Source organism: Acidovorax sp. KPB24-03 (assembly GCF_057546605.1).
The window spans coordinates 1-3,200 of record NZ_BAAJYR010000398.1 but is presented as its reverse complement, the minus strand read 5'-3'; the positions used below and the strand labels follow the sequence as shown (position 1 = coordinate 3,200).

The window sequence follows — 3,200 nt, the reverse complement described above, 5'->3', positions numbered from 1 at the left end:
CGATGCGCGTGCTGGGCCGCAGATCGGGCCCCACGGTGGCTAGGGTCATGGGCGTTGGGCTCGGGCACTTGGGCGGCCAGGGCCTGCTGCAGCCACTGGTCGAATTGGGCCAGCGGGTCGGCCAGGGAGGCGTCTTCGCTCAGTTCCGCGCGCTCGTAGCTCTTGCGCAGGTCGGCGATGGAGGAGGAAAGGGGGCTGCTGCTCATCGGGCGATTGTGCCCCGGCGCGCGCCGTGGGTCAGCGCTTGTGGCCGGGCGCCAGCGCCAGCAGCTTGCCCAGCGCCCGGTCGTGGATGCCCAGGCGGCGCAGTTCGTCGTAGGTGGCCTGGGCGTAGTCGCGGGTGGTGCCGTAGATGCCGGTGGCCTGCTCGAAGATGCGGCGGTATTCGTCGTCCGGCAGCACACCGGCGTGGCTCGGGCTGCGGCGCGACAGCGTGAAGGCGAGGGCGCGCACCGTGCCCTGGGGCGTCTGGCACGGCAGCCAGCGCGGGTCGTACACCGCCAGCGCCATCTCGCGCTGCCAGAGGTTGACCATGGTCTGGCGGGCGTGCTCGCGGTCCACGCGGAACACCATGCCGCGGCAGCTGCCGCCCGAGAGCATGCCGAACACCAGGCCGGGCCGCTCGGGCGTGCCGCGGTTGATGCGGCTCCACATCTTGAGGGCGCGGTGCCAGCCGTGCACGCGGGCCGGGCGCTGTTCGGCGAAGTCGAAATCGGGCCGCCAGATCAGCGAGCCGTAGCCGAAGATCCACAGATCGTCCAGGCCGCCCCATTCGTCCAGGGTGCGCTGGAGCAGGGGGGCGGGGTCGCGCAAGGGGGCGGGCAGCGGCGTCATGACTCTACAATCGCGGGTTGTCTTCAGCCCCCATTATTTACTTTACGGAGTTCTTCCCATGGCCTTCAGCAGTTCCGATGACGACAGCCAGCAACGTTTTGCCCTCGGGTTCCTGTTCGCGTTGATTGCCCTGGTGGTGTCCTCGGTGGTGGGCGTGACGGTGTACAAGCAGCGCAGCCTGGCGCGCGCGCCGGTGGTCGAGCCCGCCGCCGTGGTGGTCGCACCCGCCGGCACGCTGGTGGTGGCCGAGGACGAAGTGGCCCGCGTGGTGGTGGATGGCGGCGTGGTCCGCTTCTACTTCGCCACGGGCCGTGCCGACCTGGCACCCGGTGCCGCACCGGCCCTGGCCGACGTGTCGCGTGCCGTGGCCGAAGGCCGCTCGGTGGTGGTCTCCGGTTACCACGATGCCACGGGCGACGCCGCCGCCAACGCGCAGCTGGCCAAGGACCGCGCCCTGGCCGTGCGCGACGCGCTCAAGACGGCCGGCGTGCCCGAAGACAAGATCGACCTGCGCAAGCCCGCCGTCACGCAGGCCGGCGGCAGCAACGCCGAAGCCCGCCGCGTCGAGGTCACGCTGGCACCGCTTTGATCCGGGCGTGAGGGAGTGGCCGCCGGCCGCGTCCTCCGATCCCTCGACAGCAAGCCCGGTCCGCCGGGCTTTTTCTTTGGGCGACGCGTTCCCGAAAGGGGCCTCAATGCAGCCACTGCACGATCTGCTGCGGGGTGAGGTTGCTGCCGCACAGCACGGTCGCCAGCTTCTGCGAGCGCAGCGCGGGGTGTTCCATCACCGCGGCCACGCCGACGATGCCGGCAGGCTCGACCATCAAGCCGGCCGTCTGGAACACCAGCTGCATCGCGCGCCGGATGGCCGCATCGCTCACCAGCAGCACGTCGTCCACCAGGCCTTGCATGTCGTCCAGCGCCTGGGGAACGGGCCGCCGGACCGCGATGCCATCGGCGATGGTCTGCGTGGCGGGCCGCTCGATCAGCCGGCGCGCCTTCCAGGAGGCGGCCATGGCATCCGCGCCTTCCGCGCAAACGCCGATCACCCGCGTGGCCGGCGCACGGGCCTTCGTCCACAGGCCCATGCCATTGAGCAGGGCGCCATTGCCCAGCGGCACCAGCAGGGCATCGAAGGCATCGCGCGCCAGCAGTTCGCGGGCGATGGTGCCGGCGCCTTCGCTGATTTGGGTCTCCAGCCCATCCTCGACCAGCAACGCGCCGGAGGACGCGCAAAAGCGCCGGGCCTCTTCCTTGGCGGTGTCGAAGTCGTCGCTGTGCAGGCGCACCTCCGCGCCCATCGCGCGCATCCGCTCGACCTTGAAGGCATTGGCGGTGGTGGCGGTATAGACCACCAGCGGCCAGCCGCGGGCGCGGCACACATAGGCCATGGCCTGCCCCCAATTGCCGGCCGTGGCGCAGACCAGGAGCCGGCCGGCCAGCGCCGCCGCGTTGTCCTTGAGAAAGAAGTCGGCGCCGCGCCCCTTGAACGAGCGCAGCGGGTTCAGCGTTTCGACCTTGAGCGTCAGGGCGGCGCCCAGCGCCTGGCTGAGCGGCTCGCATTCGTACTGCGGGCTGTGGAGAAACACGGGGTCGATCAGGGAGGCCGCGCGCTCGATGTTGCGCAGCGAGAGGCGGTGGGGGGTGTCGATAATGGTCATGCCCAAAGTATGCAAACCGGGGCGGTGGGCCAGGCCGCGATTGCGCCCCCGCCAGCGCCGCCTCGCCGCATTGTGGGCGCCTTCCACGCGGCCTTCGTGCAACCCTCCGACGCCATGCCCCTCGACGCCTTCGACCGCCAGATCCTCGACCTCTACCAGCGGGACACCCGCGTGCCCAGCGAGCAGATCGGCGCGCGCGTCGGCCTGTCCGCCGCGGCGGTGCAAAGGCGGTTGAAGCGCCTGCGGGAGGCGGGCGTCATCCAGGCCGAGACCGCCCAGCTCGATTGCACCCGGCTGGGCCTGGGCATCACGGCCATCGTGCAGGTCGACCTGATCGACGAGTCGGCACGCGCCACGCGGGCCTTCCGCGAGACCGTGGGACAGCGCGGCGAGGTGCAGCAATGCTACGGCGTGGCCGGCAGCGTCGACTACGTGCTGATCGTCATCGTGCCCGATCTGGCGGCGTACGAGGCCTTCTGCGAGGCGTGCCTGCTGCACGACCCCAACGTGCGCAGCTTCACCACGCAGATCGTTCTGGATGCGCACCAGCGCGGCGCACCGCTGGCCATCCCCGCGCTGGATCGGTGATCAGGTGCTGCCGCGCACGACGAGTTCGTAGCCCAGCTCGACGCATCCCGGCCCGGTGGGCGCGCCGCGCATCAGCCCGAGCAGCATCGCCGCGCCGGCGCGCCCGACCTCGGCGCG

At 71.1% G+C, this 3,200-nt stretch carries 4 protein-coding genes and 1 pseudogene; 2 read left to right on the top strand and 3 right to left on the bottom strand.

Annotated elements, in window-relative coordinates:
* Window positions 1-206, bottom strand: a pseudogene (locus AC27KI_RS21595) (pyridoxamine 5'-phosphate oxidase); the annotation flags it as partial.
* A gap of 31 nt (window positions 207-237) precedes the next feature.
* A complete protein-coding gene (locus tag AC27KI_RS21590; protein ID WP_487115756.1) occupies window positions 238-834 on the bottom strand; it encodes a gamma-glutamylcyclotransferase in 597 nt (198 codons plus the stop codon).
* A gap of 58 nt (window positions 835-892) precedes the next feature.
* Here AC27KI_RS21590 and AC27KI_RS21585 point away from each other — a divergent pair, with 58 nt between their 5' ends.
* The gene (locus AC27KI_RS21585) at window positions 893-1,423 is read left to right on the top strand and encodes an OmpA family protein (RefSeq protein WP_284428370.1); all 531 of its coding nucleotides are present in this window, start codon (window positions 893-895) and stop codon (window positions 1,421-1,423) included.
* A 103-nt stretch (window positions 1,424-1,526) separates the two neighbouring features.
* Here AC27KI_RS21585 and AC27KI_RS21580 read toward each other — a convergent pair whose 3' ends face one another.
* On the bottom strand, window positions 1,527-2,495 hold the full coding sequence (locus AC27KI_RS21580) for a threonine ammonia-lyase (RefSeq protein ID WP_487090604.1): 969 nt from the start codon (window positions 2,493-2,495) through the stop codon (window positions 1,527-1,529).
* Window positions 2,496-2,591: 96 nt separating this feature from the next.
* On the opposite strand from AC27KI_RS21580, the gene AC27KI_RS21575 reads away from it, so the two are divergent.
* Window positions 2,592-3,083: an Lrp/AsnC family transcriptional regulator gene (locus tag AC27KI_RS21575; protein WP_487115754.1), complete on the top strand. Its 492-nt coding sequence runs from the start codon at window positions 2,592-2,594 to the stop codon at window positions 3,081-3,083.
* Window positions 3,084-3,200 lie beyond the last annotated feature (117 nt).